Consider the following 17,660-nt stretch of genomic DNA (forward strand, 5'->3'; position numbering starts at 1 on the left):
GGCAGAACCGGCGGCGTCCCTCCAGAAACTTTCGGGAAAAGAACGTGGCCGGTTTTCTCATCAAGCGATTGCTGCAGGCGATTTTCGTCGTGATCGTCATCACACTGCTCGTCTCCTTCGCCATCCGCCTCACCGGCGATCCCGCCGTGACGATGTTTCAGGGCGGTGGCAGCATGACGGAAGACGATCTGGCACGCATCCGCACGGCGCTCGGTACCGACCGGCCGTTCATCGTGCAATATCTGACCTTCATGAAGGGGCTGCTGACGCTGGACCTTGGCCGCAGCTTCACTGGCGGAACGCCGGTTTCGCGGCTTATCGCCGATGCCCTGCCCGCCACCTTGTTGCTTGCCTTCATCTCGATGGTCGTCTCGATCGCGGTATCCATTCCGCTTGGCATCAAAGCCGCGACCGCACGCGGCAAGACCGCAGACCAGATCATCCGCATTCTCTCCCTGCTCGGTCTATCGTTTCCGAACTTCTGGCTGGCGCTGATGATGGTGCTGCTGTTTTCCATCACGCTTGGCTGGCTGCCGCCGAGCGGCATGGTCGGCATTTCGAGCTATGTCATGCCGGCTTTGACGATGGGGGTGATCCTGACGGCCACCAACGTCCGGCTGGTGCGCACGGCCATGCTGGAGACGCTGCAATCGCAATACATCATGGTCGCGCGTGCCAAGGGCCTGAGCGAGACCAAGGTGCTCTACAAGCATGCGCTGCGCAATTGCGCTATTCCGCTGATCACCTATTTCGGCATCCAGTTCGGTGGGCTGCTCGGCGGCATCGTCGTCATCGAGCGCGTCTTCAATTGGCCCGGCCTCGGAACCCTGGCGTTCGACGCCGTCGGCGCGCGCGACTATCCAGTATTGCAGGGTGTCATCACCGTGCTCGCTCTCTTCATCATCGGCGTCAATCTGCTGGTCGACATCGCCTACGGGCTCGTCGATCCCCGTATCCGCACGGAGTAACCGCCATGGCCACCAGCACCTCCAGCCGTTCGCGCCTCTCCAGCTTCGAATTCCTGTTCGGCGCAACGCTTACCATCGTCATATGCCTTGCCGCGGTTTTCTCGGATATGCTCTTTCCGGGCGGCGCGGAGAAGATCGATCTGATGGCCCGTCTGGCAAGACCCTTTGCCAGCCTTGCCCATCCCTTCGGCACCGATCCGCTCGGGCGCGACGTGCTTGCTCGCGTCGTGGCCGGCGGCCGGATATCGCTGCTGGTCGGTTTCACCTCGGTGATCGGCGGTGTCGTTCTTGGCGTGCTGGTTGGCCTTGCAGCCGGCTATTATCGCGGCATCTGGGATATGATCCTCATGCGCTTTGCCGATATTCAGCTCGCCATGCCTTTCATCCTGCTGGCGATCACCTTCATCGCCATCGTCGGAGGCAGCCTTACCAACACCATCATCCTGCTGATCGTGTCGCAATGGGTGCAATATGCCCGCCTCGTGCGCGGCTCGGTGCTGAGCCTGCGGGAGCGCGAATTCATCCTGTCGGCGCGGGCCATCGGCGTGAAAGACTGGCGCATCATCTTCCAGCATCTGCTACCGAACCTCATTGGCCCGGTGATCGTGCTGATGACGCTGAACATCGCCACCAACATCCTGCTGGAAAGCAGCCTGACATTCCTCGGGCTCGGCGTCGATCCGACCATCCCGAGCTGGGGCGGCATGCTGGCGGACGGGCGCACCTATCTGCAGACGGCATGGTGGGTCAGCCTTTTCCCGGGCCTTGCCATCCTGCTCACCGTGCTTGGCCTCAATCTACTTGGCGACTGGCTGCGCGACAGCCTCGACCCGACAGGCAGAACCACAAGGTAAGATATCATGACGCTGATTTTCGAAAAAGGCTTTGAGCGCACACTCTTGCAGCTCGTCGGGCAAGCAAAACCGGGTCAGAATATCGAGGCATGGACCTTCGACGACCGCCAGAGCCGTCGTGAGGCGGAACTCAAGCTTGGCGAGAAGGGCATACGAGCGCGCATCCGCAGCGCTTACAAGCCGCTGGTCAATGCCTTCCTCGAAGAGATCGACCTTGAGGGCGTGGAAGCGATCGAGATCCGCTATCCCGTACACCCGAATGCACCGGATAATCGCTTCCGGCTGGAGGCCTATCCTCTTGCTGCGATGGTCGGCGATCGCAAGATCGATTTTTTCGCCCGCCGCGACAGCGAATTTCACTATGATGTCTTGCTGAAATCCGCCGCAGCAGGCGAGCGCCTTGTGAAGGTTTTAGCACCAAACCGCATCCACATCGATGCGGCAGGTGAGACGAGCGTCTCCCCGACCGGCTGTCTGGTTACCGAGAGTGGCACGGCCGGCATACGCCTCCCCTCGGATTACGAAACGCTGTTCGAAGATGCCATTGCTGCGGTGACCGGCCACGACTGGGGCACCACCGAACCCTATTTCGGTGAACTCAACATCCGCGTCACCCTACCGGCGGCCGATGAAGCCCTGCCCGTCGGCGACGAGGTCATGAGCCTCAGGGAAGCGCTGCATGAGGATTTCTATTTTTCGCTGCTCGAATTCTTCCAGAAGAAATCCGGGCGACCGCTCGGCGATCGCGGATTGAAGCCCGGCCAGATCGTTCCGGAAATCGTTCAATCCGAGGGGGACATCTCGGTACGGATCGAAACCAGACCCCTTTCAACCGGTTTCTCCGATGGCCCACAGCAACAGATTGACGTTGCCGAAGAGCCTTTGGCCGCAGAACAGATCGAAGCCGAACTCGATGCCATCGGCGGCGTGCCGTTTGAGGCCACCACGCGCTCCGGCCGTACGGTGAGAGCACGTTATATCAAGGGCAGAGACGCAGCCGTCATGATCAGCGGCGGCCAGCATGCCAATGAGACGACCGGCGGAGCCGGCGCATTGCGCGCGGCGCGGCGGCTGGCTGCGCTCGACGGCGCCCATTTCACCATCTCGCCACTCGAAAACCCCGATGGTTACGCCCTTCACCAGCGCCTGCGCAAAGGCAGCCCGCGCCACATGTATCATGCCGCCCGCTATACGGCGTTGGGCGATGATCTCGAATACCGCACCGAGGAAAACTCCGGTGCCTATCTCTGCGAAAAGAAGATCCGCATTCAGGCGGAGACGCTGAGCGGCGCGCAACTGCACGTCAACCTGCATGGTTATCCCGCCCATGAATGGACGCGTCCTCTCTCCGGCTATGTCCCGCGCAATTTCGCCATGTGGACGCTGCCGAAGGGCTTTTTCCTGATTGCCCGCTATCATTCCGGTTGGGCAACCCAAGCCGAGCAACTGCTGGACAAGGTGACCAGGCATCTTGGCGCCATTCCCGGGCTGCTGGACTATAACAACAGGCAGATCGCACTCTACGAAACACATGCCGGTGAAACGGGTTTCCGCATCATCAACGGCTTCCCCTGCCTTGCCGACATTGACGATCGTCACAGCGTGCCGATGACACTGATCACCGAATATCCGGACGAGACCATTTACGGCCCAGAATTTGTCGCCGGCCACACCGCGCAGATGGAAACCGTACTCTCCGCGTATGCCGCCTGGCAAAAGATCATGGCTTTGAGCTAAGCGATCCTGTCACAGATTTTGGTCGCACCATGTCGAGAAGTGCGGTCATGGCGCTTGATGTGTAGGCATCCGAGCGGCGCACGAACAGCGTGTCCACCAGCGATCGCTCCGGCGGGAGTTCGTGGACCGCAACCCGGCCGTCCTGCCAGGCTGCGGCAACAACGCCTTTCGGAAGAAGGGCGATACCGACGCCTGCCGAGACGCAGCTGATGATGGCATCGAGCGAGCCGAACTCCAGCGGTTTTGCAGTGACGATGCCCATTTCGGCCAGAAGGGTTTCCAGCCGCTGGCGATAGGAGCATCCGATCTGGAAAACGATGGTCCTGAGGTCGTTGATTTTTGCGAGCTCATCCATCGAATGGATCGAGCGGGAGGTGATCAGAACGAGCTCCTCCTGGAATACCACCTCCTGATCAAGATCGGGATGGCTGACCGGCCCGGCGACGAAGGCCCCTTCGAGCCGGCATTCGATCACCTCGTCAAGAAGCTTGCGCGTCGTTCCGGTGGTGACGACGAGGCGGACATCCGGATAGGCCTTGGCAAAATCGCTGAGCAGCGGAGACAGTCTCAATGCCGTTGTTGTCTCCAGGCTGCCGAGAAGAAGCGCGCCGCTCGGTGAACCATCGTCCTGCGCGGCTGCGCGCGCATCGGCCAGAAGTTTGGTGATGCGCCCAACGAACGGCAGGATGCGCTTTCCGGCCGGCGTGGTCGAAACGCCGCGAGCGTGTCGTTGAAAGAGGCTGACACCCAATTCCTCTTCGAGCACCCGGATGCGCGCCGTCACATTCGACTGCACCGTATGCAGCTCCTGCGCAGCGCGGTTCATGCTGCCGTGCCGGGAAACCGCTTCGAAGAATCTGAGATCGGATATATTCATGCCTCACCTATCTCCAATAGAGATAACTATTCTCATAATAAATCAATTTTAATGATATAGCGAGCGGCCTACTATCTCAAGCACTGATAGCTGAGAGAGTTCCTATGACGGGCACCGCCATACATGAAGCCGAGAGAAGCCATTCCAACGCAAGACTTGCCCGGCGCGCCGTTCTATCGGCGTTCTGCGCCAGCTTGATCGGCATCGGGCTGGCGCGTTTCGCCTATACGCCGCTTCTGCCGGCCATCGTCGACGCACATTGGTTCGAAGCATCGGCCGCAGCCTATCTCGGAGCCGCAAACCTCACGGGCTATCTGGCCGGCGCACTGCTCGGACGTCCCGTCGCGGCGCGCATCTCCATTGTCCCTACGCTCCGGATCATGATGCTCGCAGCCACCGCAGCTTTCTTTGCCTGCGCCTTCCCCATCGGCTTTGCCTGGTTCTTTATCTGGCGCTTCGCAGCCGGCTTTGCTGGCGGGGCTTTGATGGTATTGGCGGCGACGACCGTCTTGCCGCTGGTTGCGCCTTCCCGCCGCGGTCTTGCGGGCGGCGTGATCTTCATGGGCATTGGCGCGGGCATCGCCTTGTCTGGCACGCTGGTGCCGCTGCTGCTTCAGCAGGGCCTGCGCGACACATGGCTCGGCCTCGGCGCACTTTCCCTGCTGCTGACCGTTATTGCCTGGGCCGGATGGCCGCAGGAGAGTGGAGCAAGCCCTTCTCCGCAGCATACCACTCATGCGCCGGCGCGCGGAATGCTGCGCGCCCTCTACGTCGAATATGCTTTGAATGCCGCCGGCTGGGTTCCCCACATGATTTTCCTCGTCGATTTCGTCGCGCGAGGGATGGGAAAAGGTCTGCAGGTGGGTGCGGAATATTGGGTGCTGTTCGGGATCGGCGCGACACTCGGGCCCATCCTTGCCGGCCATCTCGCGGATCGTACCGGCTTCGGTGCCGCCATGCGTTTCGCTTTCCTGCTCGAAGCGGTTGCGGTCGCCATTCCCGCCTTTAGCCTCGGGCAGGCATGGCTCATCGCCTCGAGCCTTTTAGTCGGCGCATTCGTGACCGGAACCGTGCCCCTGATGCTCGGGCGGATCGCCGAGTTGCTGCCGCATCACCCGGCACAGCAGAAAGCGGCCTGGAGCGTGGCAACGGTATTCTTTGCCCTGTTCCAGGCGGCGGCGGCCTACGGGCTTTCCTTCGCCTTCGCCCGCAGCGGGGGAAACTACCAGCTGCTCTTTTTCATCGGGACGGCGGCGATGGTCCTTGCGCTGACAATCGATCTTGCCGCCGCAGTGTTCTTCCGCACTCCACGGCAGGAACGCAAGAAACTGAATCCGGCGCAGCATGGCTCGACTGCTACGGAGTGATGCCGCGACACCAATCCCGGATATTCGCAGCCGTCGCAAGTTTTTACTCCCCGCGTTCCATCATGCCCACATGGCGCCAAAGTTTAAAGCGACTGGAGGTTCATGAGGCATTTTCTGCTGTTGCTAGTCAGCCTGTCCGCCATCTCCATGATGTGGCTCGTGTCTCCGTTGCATGCGCAAGGATTTGTGCGTGCCGACCACAAGCAGATCATCGATGCCAAGGGCAATCCGCTTATCTTGCGTGGCCTAGGCCTCGGAGGCTGGATGGTTCAGGAAGGCTATATGATGGGCCTGCCCAACCTGAAGGCGCAGCGCGTCATTCGCCACCGTATTTCCGAAATCATCGGCGAGACGAAGACAGAGCAATTCTATCGGGCTTGGCGGGACAATGCCGTAACAAAGGTCGATATCGATGCAATGGGCAAATGGGGCTTCAACAGCGTTCGCCTGCCGATGCATTGGAACCTGTTCATCAAGGATATGCCCGGCAAGGATGCCGGCAACCGGATCGTCTGGAACGAAGAAGGGTTCCGCCGCGTCGATGCGCTGATCGAGTGGCTTAAAGCCAACCATATGTATCTGATCCTCGACATGCATGCCGCGCCGGGCGGCCAGGGGCACGACATTGCTATTTCGGACCGTGACCCGAACAGCCCCTCGCTCTGGGACAGTGGCGAGCACCAAGCGACGATGATCGCGCTCTGGAGCGAGATCGCCCGGCGTTACAAGGACGAGCCGACGATTGCCGGCTACGATCTGCTTAACGAACCAAACTGGGGCTTTCAGGACGCAGAAGACAAAGGCGGTTGCCGCGAAACAGCGAACCAGCCGTTGCACGATCTCTATGAGCGTACCATCAGCGCGATCCGCGCGATCGACACCAATCACATGCTGATCATCGAGGGCAATTGCTGGGGCAACAACTACGCCGGCGTGCTGCCCGTTGCCGATCGCAACACGGTGCTGAGCTTTCACAAATACTGGACCCCGACCACGCAAGAGTCGATCGAGCCTTTCCTCAAGCTGCGCGAGCAATATGACATGCCGCTATGGAACGGCGAATCCGGCGAGAATACCAACGACTGGTACACCCGCGCCGTCGCACTACAGGAGAAGAACGGCATCGGCTGGTCATGGTGGCCGCTGAAGAAGATCGGTCGAGGCAATCCGCTTGAAATCCAGGCGAACGCGAACTATCGCCGCCTGACGGCCTATCTCCGCGGAGAAGGCAAGAAGCCCTCGGCTAAAGACGCCTTCGCGGGATTGATGCAACTGGCGAAAGACAGCGGTTTCGACAGGAATATCCACCATCAAGCTACCATCGACGCATTGCTTGGGCCTGCGCGCAATTCAGGAAATCCGGAGTAGGAGAGCCTCGCCAATTCAGAGGCGACCCTACCCGACGGCATGCCGAATGGCCTTCGAAAGGCGCAGGAGGAATTGCGGTCTTGACGATGCGACGAGCTTCCATGACAAAACAGCTTTCGCCATGCGACGTGGAAGGACGCCGACCGACAGGAACCAGGCCGCCAGCATTGCACGGCGTCTTCGGGATGCATTCATTTCCAGACTGGCAACAGCGCCGGCGGCGGCAAGCGAAAGCCTGGAATCGCTGGCGACCGGATGCCGCGCCCTGTCGATGCAAAGCGATGCCAGACGCTCCTCGATATGCACGGGGTCATGGAGCCCGGCATCATCAGGAACTTCCAGACCGACCTCCGTTGCCTGACCCGACAGCGCTTCCAGCCGGCGAAAATCGTGCTCGATACGCCAGCGCGCCCGTTGACCGAGTTTGTCCGCAAACATGGAGTGGTTGGCGCCATGAATGCGGTAGGCGCCGAGGCATTCCTCGATGGAGGTGACCTCGCCATGCAGCGGAGCAATCGTCGCCAGATATCCATCGGCGCCCTGACGAAAGTCCTGTTCGGGGACAGGCATGACCGAATTAAGAACCGAGCGCTTGAATGCCAGACCGCTTGTTACCGTTGTCTGATAGCGCCCCTTTCGCAGCAGTTTCGATGTAACGTCGCCGGAATCGAATGGCAATTCTGCAGGCGGAAATACATCCTTTACATGCATATGCTCGTCAACGATATGCAGCCTGAACTGCACTTGTGCCGTATTCTCCTCCCATGCATCGACAACATCGGATACTGCATTCGGATAAAGATAATCATCCGCATCGAGAAACAGAACGATCTCCCCGCTGCTCGATGCGAAGCCTGTGTTGAATGCGGCAGCATGTCCACCATTCACCTCTCGCAGACACGGCTTTATCCGTGAGCCATAGGAAGCAATGATATCAGCTGTCCCATCGGTTGACGCATCGTCGACAACAATAACCTCTGCATCGTCGTAGGTCTGCTCAAGCGCACTGTCGATGCTGCGCCGAAGAAAGTGTGCGTAGTTGTAGTTCGCGATAACAATGGAAACGGGAACATGGTCTTGGATGGAATACATCGCATTGAACCTCGCAATTCTGCTGTGGTCGCGGCGAACCTTCTCACTCAGGTCCTGATGGCCAAATCGCCTGTCGCCCAGGCTTGGCCTTAGAGGCACATGTGGCACCTCGGAAATATATCAAGCACAATTGTGTGGATCATATTGATCCGCTTTGTCTTCTTGAGGTTCTTCTATTTCAGGGCTGCCGATGATCGGCACTCGTTATCGGAGTGCCGATCAACTCTTCTACCAGGATGGAATGATTTGCATCTCAACCAACCGTAGTGGCTGGGACGCATTGCTCATCCGAGCAACTACTTCACTTCACCTTATAGCGCGAGGCCGGCACGGTGCGGGACAGATTAGGCATCAATGCCTGTCGTGCATCTTCATAGGCCTTCTGCAACCCGGCATCCTCGAGCGCCGGGATCGTCACCAACTCACCCTCATCAAATCCAACCAGCGAAGCATCGACCATATCCTCGGCGGACATCACGATCTCAGAAGGAAGGTGCTCGATAGGCACACCCGCGACGGCCCAGAATTCCGTAGCCGTTGCACCGGGCAGAACAGCCTGCACACGAATGTTCTTGTCGGCGAGCTCATGCTTCAGCGATTGGCTGAAGGCCAGCACGAAGGCCTTCGTGCCGCCATAGACGCCGTTCAGCAATTCCGGCGCAATCGCCACAATCGAGGCGACGTTGATGATGGAGCCACCGCCGCGCTTTACGAAGCCTGGTACGGCAGCATAGGTCAGCCTCATTAGCGCCGTGACGTTCAACTCGATCATCTGCTGCATCTTGTCGACGTCAGCTTCGAGCGATGTCGCACCGCCGCCAAAACCGGCATTGTTGACGAGCAACGTGATGGCCTCATCCGTCTTCAACACCTGCTCGATGCGATGCTGGTCACTTGCCACACCAAGATCGGCGGCGATGACTTCGACGTTTCGGCCAGTTTCCGCGCGCAACCGATCGGCAATCGCCAAAAGACGCTCCTTGTTGCGCGCAACCAGAATGAGATCGAAACCCCGCTTTGCGAGCCGATGTGCGTAAACAGCACCAATGCCCGATGAGGCGCCTGTTACCAATGCTTTTCCTAGAGATGAATTTGTCATCGTATGTCCTTTTCTCGCGGGGGAGGTCCTATCCGCATGACAAGACATTACGCCTGAAAGCTAACGTCCCAAATGTCATATTCACCACGTTTTCAGCCATTCCACGCGATCCACCAATGCGATTGAGTGGGGAACCACGGTTATTTGACAGGATCGGCTGTCCGGTAAATACTATAAGCACCTTTTTCAGCCGCGAGTGCCGTCATGCATACCATTGGATTTCTCGTCTTCCCCGACTTCCAGATCATGGGCTTCACCGCCATTACCGCCTTCGAGGTTGCAAACCTGGCGAGCGAAAGGGAACTCTATCGCGTGACGCTCTTGTCGGAGGCAGGTGGGCTCGTGCGCTCCTCGGCGGGGTTCAGTGTCGAAACGGAGCCCTTTGGCAACAGTTCGTTTGATTCCCTCTTCATAGGCGCAGCCACACAAGTCTCCTCCATGTCACCGGCGACCCTCGACTATATCCGTCAGTCGGCGAAAGTCTGCCGGCGTGTCGCGGCCCCCTGCACGGGCGCGTTCACCTTGGCGGAAGCCGGCCTGCTCGATGGGCGCCGCGCCACGACACATTGGGTCTACGCGCGTGAATTGCGCGATCGTTTCCCCGCTTTGAAAGTCGACGAGGACAAGATCTTCATCATCGACGGATCTATCTGGACATCCGCAGGCATGACCGCCACCATCGATCTCGCCCTTGCGATGATCGAGAAAGACCACGGCGAGGAACTGGCCCGCGCCGTTGCAAAGAAGCTGGTCGTCTATCATCGCCGCGCCGGCGGCCAGTCGCAATTCTCAACCCTTCTGGAACTGGAGCCGAAATCGGACCGGGTTCAACGCGCCCTCGATTTTGCAGGACGAAACCTGCGCAAGATCGTCTCGGTTGAGGAACTGGCGGAAGCGGCCAGCCTCAGCCCTCGCCAGTTCAACCGCGTCTTTCGCAGCGAGACCGGGCAGTCGCCGGCAAAGGCGATCGAGAACATGCGGGTCGAGGCAGCCCGGCTGATGATCGAGGACGGCCGCCATTCGATGGACGAGATCGCCATCGAAGTCGGCTTTGCCGATCGTGAACGCATGCGGCGAGCCTTCCTGCGCGTGCTCGGCCAGCCGCCTCAGACAATCCGCCGCAATGTTCGCGCTGTCGCTTGAGTTTCGAGATCAGGCTTGGGCTGAAGCGCGATGACCTGTGCATTCGCTAATTTATGTCACAAGCTCGTAACAACCTCTGATTAGGTCGATAGCGTTCAACCTTAACGCGGGGGCGTTTATGAAAAAGCTTATCTCTGCCATTGCATTTGCCATGCTGTCCGGCACGGCTGCGTCGGCTTCCGATTATGTATCCTATATCGATTACCCTCAGCCGAAAGACGAAAGCCGCGAATTCTATACGGCGATCGAGATCCCTGCCGGCAGCTTCACCAAATACGAGATCGACGCCAAGACCGGTCACATCGTTGTCGACCGCTTCCAGTCCATGCCGGTCGCCTATCCGGCAAACTACGGCTCGATCACCAGCTCGCTCGGTGGTGACGGCGATCCGCTCGACGCCATCGTCTACTCGCGCGAGCCCATCGTTCCCGGCGCCATCATCCGCGTTCGGGCGATCGGCGTTCTGAAGATGATCGACGGCGGCGAGGTCGACAACAAGATCGTCGCCGTTCCGACGACGAAGATCGACCCGACCTATGACAACGTCAAGGAGATCTCCGATCTTCCAAAGCTGGAACAGGACCGCTTGCAGGCGTTCTTCCGCGTCTACAAGCAGCTTCCGGACGCCCGTAAGGTTGTCGAAGTCGGCGGCTTCGAGACGGCAGAAAACGCTCGCAACGAAGTCGCCGCTGCGATCAAGGCCTATAGCGAGAAAAAGTAAAGCCAGCAGAAGGGAGCGGCATCAGCCACACCCTTTGAAACGCAGCCTTCTCAAAGCCGACCGATCGCGCCCCCACGATCGGTCGGCAAATTCAACGAGAAGCGCTGGCCAATTCATTGACTTGCTCTAACCCGTAAGCGGCGGCATCCCCCTCAGCACGGCAGACTGGATCTTGCTACGCGCGCTCCTACCGATATCAGGCGCCGATGTCTTCACGTCATCGGTGACAGAAGAGGTCTATAGGCTGCACATCAACTCATGGAAGTCTTCTCAATTGATGATGTGGGCTTGCTACATCCGCAGCCGTCAAACTACGATCTGCCTCTGCCCCGAAGACATTCTAGTCAATTGCGCTTCCAATACCGGTTATCAATAAAATGACTTGGCGAAAGCCGCGGCAATTGTGCCTATTATTGATGGATCTTGAATGTATAAATTGCTCCATTAATCAATTCGCACCACGACGCTGAGCTGCCACGGATTGATGGTATCTGTATTATTTTGTACCGCGTTGATGCAAAATATCGTTTCAAGAAAGTTTTGCTTCGGCAATTGAGAAAACCTCCACCCACCCGCCTTCATATTGAAGGCAGTGTGGTGGATATGTGCGGGTGGGACGATGGTGAACTGGTTGATATCTGATGGATAAAATAAAGCCCGCTCGAAGCGGGCTTTATCCTTATTCTGCAGGTGCGTCGGCTTTTGATTTTCGGCCTCGTTTCGGTGCTGCAACCTCTGTCGCAGCAACAGCAGCCGGTTTGACCTTGGCGGCCTTTGGCGCCGGTTTGCTTGGGGCAGACTTCGCAGCAGCCGGCTTGGCTGCAACAGCTTTTGCTACGGCGGGCTTTGCTGCGGCGGGTTTTGTTACAGCGGCTTTGGTTGCAGCAGGTTTGGCGGCGGCAGGTCTAGCAGCAGCCGGCTTTGCCTTTGCCTTCGCAGCCGCCGCGCTTCCCTTTGCCTTGCCCGCATTCAACGACGCGACACGGCGCAAACGGTTTTTCTCAAGCGCCTGCTGGAAGCCAGTATCTTTCTCCGCGTGATGCGCGAGATCGTCAAGAAACTCCGACACCTGCTTGATGGATTCGACAACGATATAGTTCAGCCCCGCGCCTGCATTGATAGAGTCGCGACCGACCGTGACGCCGAAGCCGCCGGGAACACGCTGAAACCATGTGGAACGCCACTTCTTGAAGCCGGCGATGTCTCGCTCATACTCCTCAAGATATCCCTTCTGTTCTTCTACTCTAGCCCGAAAGGTATCAACTACATTCCGCGCTCCAGCCTTCGGCTTTTCAGCCTTCTTTGAAGACCATTTCTCCAGAAAGTTTGCCATTGTGTGTTTCCCTTCAAGTTGGCGTTCCGTCCAAGCGGCCGTCTGCTTTGGAAAAGCGAAACGGTACTCCTCCACGTGGATAACGTGCTATATGTATAAGATACGTATATAATGGCAATATTGGTCGCCATAATTGTCGGGTAACGGCTTTCCCGCGCAGGCAAGCTTTGGCCTTCCAATCGCGCTAACAAGGACGTCGATGTACATTCGACCGCTGATGATAGTATCTGGTTGATCTTTTGCTGGATGCTTTGCGGTGCTCTGTGACAATCACGAAGGCTGCCAAGCTCGCGCCTGGGTGCGAAATCCTCTTCTTCTACTGCATCCATACTTCATGAGATCCGCTTAATGCAGCGACGTGACCTCGCATTGAAGTGGCGCGCATCTGTCAGTTCGTTGTTCGGCAAACTCATGACCGGCTGCTTGAAACGACAGCGGGAACCGAGAGGTTCTCTCGGTTCCCGGCATCATGCTTGTCGATTGTCACTACATGACGATGCAGCGCTTCAGGCCGCTCAAGCAGCCTTCAGCAGATCGCCATGCGGATCGAGGACGAACTTCGTCGCGGCACCCTGATCGAAGCTCTCATAGCCTTGGGCGGCATCATCAAGCGAAATGATCTTGGCGTTGACGATATCGGCAATCGGCAACCGATCATGCAGGATCGCCTGCATGAGCTGCCGATTGTACTTGATAACAGGCGTCTGGCCCGTGTGGAACGACTGCGCCTTCGCCCAGCCCAGACCAAAGCGCAGCGACAGGCTGCCCTGCTTGGCCGCAGCCTCGGCGGCACCCGGATCTTCGGTGACGTAAAGGCCGGGAATGCCGATCGAACCGGCCGCGCGCGTAATCTCCATCATCTGATTGAGCACGATCGCCGGTTGTTCGCCGCCCGCATGACCGCGCGCCTCGAAACCAACGGCGTCGATGGCACTGTCCACCTCGTTGACGCCGACGACTTGCGCGATCATGTCGCCAAGGCGATCGCTCTTGGAGAGATCAATCGGCTCGAAGCCGACATTGGCCGCATGTGCAAGCCGATCCTTGTTGAAGTCGCCGATCATGACGACAGCAGCACCCAGGATGCGGGCGGAAGCAGCGGCAGCGAGACCAACCGGACCGGCACCCGCGACATAGACCGTCGACCCTACGCCGACGCCGGCGCGAACAGCACCGTGAAAGCCGGTCGGCAGGATATCGGACAGCATCGTGAGATCGCGGATCTTCGCCAGGGCCTGATCGCGGTCGGGGAATTTCAACAGGTTGAAATCCGCGTAAGGCACCGTGACGTAGCGCGCCTGACCGCCGATCCAGCCGCCCATATCGACGTAGCCATAGGCGCCGCCGGCGCGCGCCGGATTCACCGTCAGGCAAACCCCGGTATCCTGCGATTTGCAGCAACGGCAACGGCCGCATGCCACGTTGAACGGCACGGAGACGATATCGCCGATCTCGAGCATCTCGACATCGATGCCCTTTTCGATGACCTGGCCGGTGATTTCATGCCCGAGTATCAGGCCGGGCATGGCCGTGGTGCGTCCGCGCACCATGTGCTGGTCCGATCCGCAGATATTCGTGGAGATCACCTTCAGGATCACGCCATGCTCGATGCGGCGGCCATCCGGCGCCTCCAGTTTCGGGTCGTCGATATCGCGAACCTCGACTTTGCCGGGCCGCATATAGACCACGCCTCTGTTCCCAGTCATGCCATCTCCTCCTTGGTTTAACGCTTGATCATCATTGCCCACAATTCCTCATGGGCATGTTCGGATCGGCCCGCTCCTCAACGGGCTGAACAACAGCAAATCGGTCACGGCGACCGCATCGGCGGCGCCCTGTCCGGCACGTCCATGACTGATGCGATATGGCGAGACGTGAACGGAGTGATCTTGCGGCCCCTCCCTTCGCCTCCCGATCGCCCTCCGCGATCAATCGAGTCTGTCGTCAAGGCTGGTTTCCGGGCTTCGGACCTATCCCTCTGGATGGCCTCGACACCTTCCCGGTCAAGAGACCAGTGGCATTGGTCGAGACTTTCGGTCCGCTACCGTTGCGGGGGCAGCACAGGCCTATGACCGGTTTCCCAATTATCCATCCGGACTCTATCCGGATGGCACCTTGAACATGTCCAGAAGATCACGCCCGGTGATGTGGCGCGCACAGGAAAACGACATCAGCGCCCTGTAGGACGACATGAAGCGTTTTCGTCTCGCATTGCCGTCCCAGCCGGATTTTGGCCCTGAACGGACTCTCAGGAGAGCGGGTGTCCGCCTGCATCGAAGAGATGGTACCGATCACCCTTCGGCGAGAAGGAAAGGCGTTGTCCCGCGCGATAGTCGGATTTGCCCTCCTGGCGGATGATGACCGGCTTCACGCCACCCATATCGATATAGATGTAGGAGTCGGAGCCGAGGTTTTCCGAGTGCATGACCATGCCCGACCATACCCCGCCTGACTGCTCTATGGTCAAATGCTCCGGGCGGACGCCAACGGTCTCGGCCTTGTAAGCCTTGGCATCCTCGCCCGTCATGAAATTCATTTCGGGCGAGCCGATGAACTTGGCGACGAAGAGGTTCTGCGGGTTTTCGTAAAGCTCCAGCGGCGAACCGACCTGCTGCACGGTACCGTCCCGCAGCACGACGATCTTGTCCGCCATGGTCATGGCCTCGACCTGATCGTGGGTCACATAGATCATGGCCGTGTCGGAAAGGTTCTTGTTGAGCTGGGCGATCTCGATGCGCATCTGCACGCGCAGCGAAGCATCGAGATTGGACAACGGCTCGTCAAACAGGAAGACCTTGGGGTTGCGAACGATCGCCCGGCCGATGGCAACACGTTGGCGCTGCCCGCCCGACAAGGCTTTGGGCAGCCGTTTCAGGTAAGGCACAAGCTGCAGCTTTTCCGCGGCCGCCATCACCATCTTCTCGATCTGGTCCTTCGGCAGCTTCTGCAACTGCAGCGAATAGGCCATGTTGTCGTAGACCGTCTTGTGCGGATAGAGCGCATAGGACTGGAAGACCATGGCGATGCCGCGCTGCGAGGGACCGATATCATTGACAATCCTGCCGCCAATCTCGAGCGTTCCCTCGGAAATCTGCTCCAGGCCGGAGATGCAGCGCAACAGGGTCGACTTGCCGCAGCCGGAAGGCCCGACGAAAGCGACGAACTCACCCGATTTGATATCGAGGTTGATGTTCTTCAGGACTTCGACCGCGCCATAGCGCTTGTAGAGATTGCTGATTTTGACGTCGGCCATGGGGTACTCCACTTCGGAATTTTATGAGGATGATGATGCGGGATGCTATTTGCCGACACCCTGGCTCAGGCCCTTGATGAACTGCCGCGAGAAGATCACGTAGAGCAGGATCAAAGGCACCGCGCCGAGCGTCAGCGCCGCAAGCAGCGCCGGATAGTCGCTCAGAAATTGCCCAACGAACTGCTGGACGCCGAGGGTAACGGTCTGATTGCTTTTGCTGGGCGCCAGCACGAGCGGGAACCACAGATCGTTCCAGACAGGCAGCATCGTCAGCGTCGCCACCGCGGCAAGGCCTGGCTTGACGACGGGGAGTGCGATCAGAAAAGTGCGGAATTCGCCAGCGCCATCGATACGCGCCGCTTCCTTCAGTTCGGTGGGAACCGTGCGAAAATAGGCAACCATCAAGGTGACCGCGATCGGGATGCTCATCGCGGTATAAACGAGGATCAGCGCGGTCAACGTGTCGATCAGGTTCCACGAGATCATGATCTCAAGGATCGGCACGGTGCCAAGGCGTATCGGCAACATGATGCCGACGATGAAAAGGCCGGCAAGTATAGGCGCGAGCCGCACCTTGTATTCCACAAGGCCGTAGGCTGCGAGTGTCGCGGTGACGATCGTGAGTACGATCGTAACGACAGTGACAATCAGGCTGTTCTGATAGTTCAGAAGAAAATTGCCGCGCGTGAAGACGCGCAGATAGCCATCGATGCCGAATGTCTTGGTCGTCGGCAGGTCAAACGGACCGCCGAAGATCGCCGGCGTCGTCTTGAACGAATTCATGATGACGAGAAGGATCGGGCCGATGGCGAGCAGGACAAAGAAGATCAGCAGCGCATGCACGACGATGCGGTCGGCGGTCCATGCCCGCCCATCTTTGCTTTTGCGTGCGGTGTGCACGGCCTTATCGTCGGATAATGTCATGGTCATGCCTGATCCTCCTCAGATCTGGTGGGGCTTCAGGCGGCGCTGGACGAGCCAGAAATAGATCGCAGTCACGACGAGGATGATCAGGAAGATCACCGTCGCAACCGTTGCACCGAGGTCGATATCGGCGACCTGCCCACTCGACCCGAAGAAGGTGCGATAGAACAGCGTGCCGAGAATATCGGTGCTGTAGTTCGGGCCGGGTGCTGCGCCATTCAATGCGAAGACGAGGTCGAAGCCGTTGAACGTCCAGATATAGGTCAGGATGACGATCAACCCGAATTGTGGTGCGATCAGCGGAAACTTGATACCCCAGAAAATGCGCCAGTTGCTGGCACCATCGATGCGGGCGGCCTCGACGATATCCTCGGGCACCGCAAGCAAGGCGCTGTAGAGAAAGATCATCGGAATGCCGACATATTGCCAGACCGACATCAGCGAGATCGTCGGCAGCGCCGTCAGTTCATTGCCGAGCAATGGAAAATGCACGAGACCCCAGAGCGGATTGATGATCAACCGCCAGATAAAGCCGACAATGACGACGGAGAGGGTGGCCGGAATGAAGAGCAGCGTGCGATAGACGCCTTCGGAACGGCGCAGCAGACCCGAGGTCAATAGTGCGGCCATCAACAGGCCGATCGGCACCTCAACGATCAGGTGGATCGCGAAATATTCGATATTGTTCAGCAGCGCATTCCAGAAGCGAGCACTCGTGACGGGATGCGTGAACAGATAATAGTAATTCTGCAGTCCGACAAAGATACGCCCCGCAGAGCTTTTGGTATCGAAGAAGCTCATCAGGATGGAAAGAGCCAGCGGCAACACGGCAAAGGCGACATAGATCGTCAGAGCCGGCAAAACGAACAGCACCAAGCTGATGCGCGCGGTTGTTGGGCGTATCACTCGGAAGGCCTCCCATTC

15 protein-coding genes and 1 riboswitch are annotated in these 17,660 nt (G+C 58.6%); of the genes, 7 read left to right on the plus strand and 8 right to left on the minus strand.

Going from position 1 to position 17,660, the window contains the following annotated elements; translation table 11 throughout:
• The first annotated feature begins 44 nt into the window (after positions 1 to 44).
• Genes A6U86_RS16950 through A6U86_RS16960 form a run of 3 tightly spaced genes read left to right on the plus strand, consistent with a single transcriptional unit; the run spans position 45 to position 3,559 of the window.
• A complete protein-coding gene (locus A6U86_RS16950) occupies positions 45 to 968 on the plus strand; it encodes an ABC transporter permease (protein WP_068393444.1) in 924 nt (307 codons plus the stop codon).
• Between the two features lie 5 nt (positions 969 to 973).
• Positions 974 to 1,822 carry an ABC transporter permease gene (locus A6U86_RS16955; RefSeq protein WP_068393446.1) on the plus strand — a complete coding sequence of 283 codons (849 nt, stop codon included), beginning with the start codon at positions 974 to 976 and terminating at the stop codon, positions 1,820 to 1,822.
• A gap of 6 nt (positions 1,823 to 1,828) precedes the next feature.
• Positions 1,829 to 3,559 carry a M14 family zinc carboxypeptidase gene (locus A6U86_RS16960; RefSeq protein ID WP_068393449.1) on the plus strand — a complete coding sequence of 577 codons (1,731 nt, stop codon included), beginning with the start codon at positions 1,829 to 1,831 and terminating at the stop codon, positions 3,557 to 3,559.
• Here the strand turns inward: A6U86_RS16960 and A6U86_RS16965 are convergent.
• Entirely contained in the window at positions 3,543 to 4,436 is an 894-nt protein-coding gene (locus A6U86_RS16965) for a LysR family transcriptional regulator (protein WP_068393452.1), read from the minus strand. The two genes, A6U86_RS16960 and A6U86_RS16965, sit on opposite strands and share 17 nt — an antisense overlap.
• 104 nt (positions 4,437 to 4,540) lie before the next feature.
• Here A6U86_RS16965 and A6U86_RS16970 point away from each other — a divergent pair, with 104 nt between their 5' ends.
• Positions 4,541 to 5,803: a YbfB/YjiJ family MFS transporter gene (locus A6U86_RS16970; RefSeq protein ID WP_068393455.1), complete on the plus strand. Its 1,263-nt coding sequence runs from the start codon at positions 4,541 to 4,543 to the stop codon at positions 5,801 to 5,803.
• 102 nt (positions 5,804 to 5,905) lie between these two features.
• Positions 5,906 to 7,171, plus strand: a complete 1,266-nt coding sequence (locus A6U86_RS16975) for a glycoside hydrolase family 5 protein (RefSeq protein ID WP_068393457.1) — start codon at positions 5,906 to 5,908, stop codon at positions 7,169 to 7,171.
• 27 nt (positions 7,172 to 7,198) lie between these two features.
• Here the strand turns inward: A6U86_RS16975 and A6U86_RS16980 are convergent, their stop codons facing one another.
• Both A6U86_RS16980 and A6U86_RS16985 read right to left on the minus strand, forming a co-directional pair.
• Complete coding sequence (locus tag A6U86_RS16980; protein ID WP_068393460.1) at positions 7,199 to 8,263, minus strand: glycosyltransferase; 1,065 nt, start codon at positions 8,261 to 8,263, stop codon at positions 7,199 to 7,201.
• Between the two features lie 301 nt (positions 8,264 to 8,564).
• On the minus strand, positions 8,565 to 9,362 hold the full coding sequence (locus tag A6U86_RS16985) for an SDR family oxidoreductase (RefSeq protein ID WP_068393462.1): 798 nt from the start codon (positions 9,360 to 9,362) through the stop codon (positions 8,565 to 8,567).
• A 204-nt stretch (positions 9,363 to 9,566) separates the two neighbouring features.
• Between A6U86_RS16985 and A6U86_RS16990 the strand changes: the two genes are divergently transcribed.
• Together A6U86_RS16990 and A6U86_RS16995 are read left to right on the plus strand one after the other, a co-directional pair.
• The gene (locus A6U86_RS16990) at positions 9,567 to 10,505 is read left to right on the plus strand and encodes a GlxA family transcriptional regulator (RefSeq protein WP_068393464.1); all 939 of its coding nucleotides are present in this window, start codon (positions 9,567 to 9,569) and stop codon (positions 10,503 to 10,505) included.
• Between the two features lie 118 nt (positions 10,506 to 10,623).
• A complete protein-coding gene (locus tag A6U86_RS16995) occupies positions 10,624 to 11,226 on the plus strand; it encodes an inorganic diphosphatase (protein ID WP_068393467.1) in 603 nt (200 codons plus the stop codon).
• Between the two features lie 679 nt (positions 11,227 to 11,905).
• Here A6U86_RS16995 and A6U86_RS17000 read toward each other — a convergent pair.
• From A6U86_RS17000 to A6U86_RS17020, 5 genes are all read right to left on the minus strand, one after another.
• Positions 11,906 to 12,559 carry a hypothetical protein gene (locus tag A6U86_RS17000; protein WP_068393470.1) on the minus strand — a complete coding sequence of 218 codons (654 nt, stop codon included), beginning with the start codon at positions 12,557 to 12,559 and terminating at the stop codon, positions 11,906 to 11,908.
• 515 nt (positions 12,560 to 13,074) lie between these two features.
• Positions 13,075 to 14,265 carry a formaldehyde dehydrogenase, glutathione-independent gene (gene fdhA, locus A6U86_RS17005; RefSeq protein ID WP_068393476.1) on the minus strand — a complete coding sequence of 397 codons (1,191 nt, stop codon included), beginning with the start codon at positions 14,263 to 14,265 and terminating at the stop codon, positions 13,075 to 13,077.
• Between the two features lie 224 nt (positions 14,266 to 14,489).
• Positions 14,490 to 14,692: riboswitch (cobalamin riboswitch) on the minus strand.
• A gap of 115 nt (positions 14,693 to 14,807) precedes the next feature.
• Positions 14,808 to 15,812 (minus strand): ABC transporter ATP-binding protein, encoded by a 1,005-nt coding sequence (locus tag A6U86_RS17010; protein WP_068393479.1) that lies wholly within the window; start codon positions 15,810 to 15,812, stop codon positions 14,808 to 14,810.
• Positions 15,813 to 15,857: 45 nt separating this feature from the next.
• Positions 15,858 to 16,742, minus strand: a complete 885-nt coding sequence (locus tag A6U86_RS17015; RefSeq protein WP_068393482.1) for a carbohydrate ABC transporter permease — start codon at positions 16,740 to 16,742, stop codon at positions 15,858 to 15,860.
• A 12-nt stretch (positions 16,743 to 16,754) separates the two neighbouring features.
• Positions 16,755 to 17,642 carry a carbohydrate ABC transporter permease gene (locus A6U86_RS17020; protein WP_141683720.1) on the minus strand — a complete coding sequence of 296 codons (888 nt, stop codon included), beginning with the start codon at positions 17,640 to 17,642 and terminating at the stop codon, positions 16,755 to 16,757.
• Positions 17,643 to 17,660: the final 18 nt, after the last annotated feature.

The sequence above is a fragment of the Rhizobium sp. AC27/96 genome (assembly GCF_001692325.1).
Lineage (GTDB): Bacteria > Pseudomonadota > Alphaproteobacteria > Rhizobiales > Rhizobiaceae > Rhizobium.

What these genes read in the sequence shown, in the direction of transcription:
- A6U86_RS16955 (WP_068393446.1), top strand. Translation starts at nt 974, where the DNA reads ATGGCCACCAGCACCTCCAGCCGTTCGCGCCTCTCCAGCTTCGAATTC.
- A6U86_RS16960 (WP_068393449.1), top strand. Translation starts at nt 1,829, where the DNA reads ATGACGCTGATTTTCGAAAAAGGCTTTGAGCGCACACTCTTGCAGCTC.
- A6U86_RS17000 (WP_068393470.1), bottom strand. Translation starts at nt 12,559, where the DNA reads ATGGCAAACTTTCTGGAGAAATGGTCTTCAAAGAAGGCTGAAAAGCCG.
- A6U86_RS17015 (WP_068393482.1), bottom strand. Translation starts at nt 16,742, where the DNA reads ATGACCATGACATTATCCGACGATAAGGCCGTGCACACCGCACGCAAA.
- A6U86_RS16975 (WP_068393457.1), top strand. Translation starts at nt 5,906, where the DNA reads ATGAGGCATTTTCTGCTGTTGCTAGTCAGCCTGTCCGCCATCTCCATG.
- A6U86_RS16990 (WP_068393464.1), top strand. Translation starts at nt 9,567, where the DNA reads ATGCATACCATTGGATTTCTCGTCTTCCCCGACTTCCAGATCATGGGC.
- fdhA (WP_068393476.1), bottom strand. Translation starts at nt 14,265, where the DNA reads ATGACTGGGAACAGAGGCGTGGTCTATATGCGGCCCGGCAAAGTCGAG.
- A6U86_RS16965 (WP_068393452.1), bottom strand. Translation starts at nt 4,436, where the DNA reads ATGAATATATCCGATCTCAGATTCTTCGAAGCGGTTTCCCGGCACGGC.
- A6U86_RS16985 (WP_068393462.1), bottom strand. Translation starts at nt 9,362, where the DNA reads ATGACAAATTCATCTCTAGGAAAAGCATTGGTAACAGGCGCCTCATCG.
- A6U86_RS16995 (WP_068393467.1), top strand. Translation starts at nt 10,624, where the DNA reads ATGAAAAAGCTTATCTCTGCCATTGCATTTGCCATGCTGTCCGGCACG.
- A6U86_RS16970 (WP_068393455.1), top strand. Translation starts at nt 4,541, where the DNA reads ATGACGGGCACCGCCATACATGAAGCCGAGAGAAGCCATTCCAACGCA.
- A6U86_RS17010 (WP_068393479.1), bottom strand. Translation starts at nt 15,812, where the DNA reads ATGGCCGACGTCAAAATCAGCAATCTCTACAAGCGCTATGGCGCGGTC.
- A6U86_RS16980 (WP_068393460.1), bottom strand. Translation starts at nt 8,263, where the DNA reads ATGTATTCCATCCAAGACCATGTTCCCGTTTCCATTGTTATCGCGAAC.